The sequence below is a fragment of the Pseudomonas sp. HMSC067G02 genome (genome assembly GCF_001813485.1).
GTDB classification, from domain to species: domain Bacteria; phylum Pseudomonadota; class Gammaproteobacteria; order Pseudomonadales; family Pseudomonadaceae; genus Pseudomonas; species Pseudomonas aeruginosa.
The window spans coordinates 32,346-33,950 of record NZ_KV812703.1; the positions used below are offsets into that span (position 1 = coordinate 32,346).

Genomic DNA, 1,605 nt, shown 5'->3' on the forward strand with positions numbered 1-1,605 from the left:
TCACGGTAGCGCCCGGCTCGGCGGTGCCGCTGAGCGTAGTGCCGTTGCTTGGGTTGAGCACCGGCGCCGCCGGGGCCTGCGAGTCCACGGTGACGCTGGCGCCCGGGCTGTTGTTGCCGGCGGCGTCCTGGGCCACCACGTTGACCACGGTGCCGTTGGCGATCGGCGTGGACGGGGTGTAGGTCCAGTTGCCGCTGCCGTCGGCGGTGACCTCGGCGATCGGATTGCCGTTGCCGTCGGTGAGAATCACCGTGCTGCCCGGTTCCGCAGTGCCGCTGAGGCTGCTGCCGTTGCTCAGGTTGACGGTCGGCGTGGCCGGCGCCACGCCATCGACGGTGGTGCTGCCCTGGCCGCTGGTGTTGCCCGCCGGATCGGTGGCCGTGGCGTTGACCACGGTTCCATCCGCCAGCGGCGTGGACGGGGTGAAGCTCCAGTTGCCGCTGCCGTCGGCGGTGACCTGCCCGATCGGGTTGCCGTTGCCATCGGTCAGAGTCACGCTGCTGCCCGGCTCGGCGGTGCCGCTGAGCGTGGTGCCGTTGCTCGGGTTGACCACTGGCGTGGCCGGGGCTACCGAGTCCACGGTGACACTGCTGCCCGCACTGGTGTTGCCGGAGGCGTCGGTGGCCGTGGCGTTGACCACGGTGCCGTTGGGCAACGGCGTGGTCGGAGTGAAGCTCCAATTGCCGCTGCCGTCGGCGGTGACCTGGCCAATCGGGTTGCCGTTGCCGTCGGTCAGGGTCACGGTGGCGCCCGGCTCAGCGGTGCCGCTGAGCGTGCTGCCGTTGCTCGGGTTGACCACTGGCGTGGCCGGTGCCACGGCGTCCACGGTGACGCTGGCCGGCGGGCTGGCGTTGCCGGACGGGTCGGTAGCCGTGGCGTTGACCACCGTACCGTTGGGCAACGGCGTGCTCGGGGTGAAGGTCCAGTTGCCGCTGCCGTCGGCGGTGACCTGCCCTATCGGGTTGCCGTTGCCGTCGGTCAGGGTCACGGTAGCGCCCGGCTCGGCGGTGCCGCTGAGGGTCGTACCGTTGCTCGGATCGACGGTGGGCGTGGCCGGCGCGACGGCATCCACGGTAACGCTGGCCGGCGGACTGCTGTTGCCGGCGGCATCCCTGGCCACCACGTTGACCACGGTACCGTCCGGCAACGGGGTGGACGGCGTGAAAGACCAGTTGCCGTTGGCATCGGCGGTGGTCTGGCCGATCGGATTGCCATTGCCGTCGGTCAGGGTCACGCTGCTGCCCGGTTCGGCAGTCCCGCTGAGTTCGCTGCCGTTGCTCGGCTCGACCACCGGCGCGTTCGGCGCCACGCCGTCGACGGTGATGGAGGTCGCCGGGCTGCTGTTGCCGGCGGCGTCCCTGGCCACCACATTGACCACGGTGCCATCCGGCAGTTGGCTACCGGGGGGGAAGCTCCAGTTGCCGTTGGCATCGGCGCTGGTCTGGCCGATCGGATTGCCGTTGCCGTCGGTGATCACGATGGTCACGCCCGCTTCCGCCGTACCGCTGAGGACGCTGCCGTTGCTGGCATTGACCTGGGGCGCGTCGGGGAAGTCGGGGGCTTCGGCGGTGACCGGGGTGCTGTTGTTGCCGGCCGGGTCGGTAA

General features: G+C 70.8%; 1 protein-coding gene. It reads right to left on the reverse strand.

Features of this window, described 5'->3' with window-relative positions; all coding sequences use genetic code 11:
- A partial coding sequence (locus HMPREF2914_RS32450) for an Ig-like domain-containing protein (protein WP_256562288.1) occupies positions 1 to 1,605 on the reverse strand: 1,605 nt, incomplete at both ends.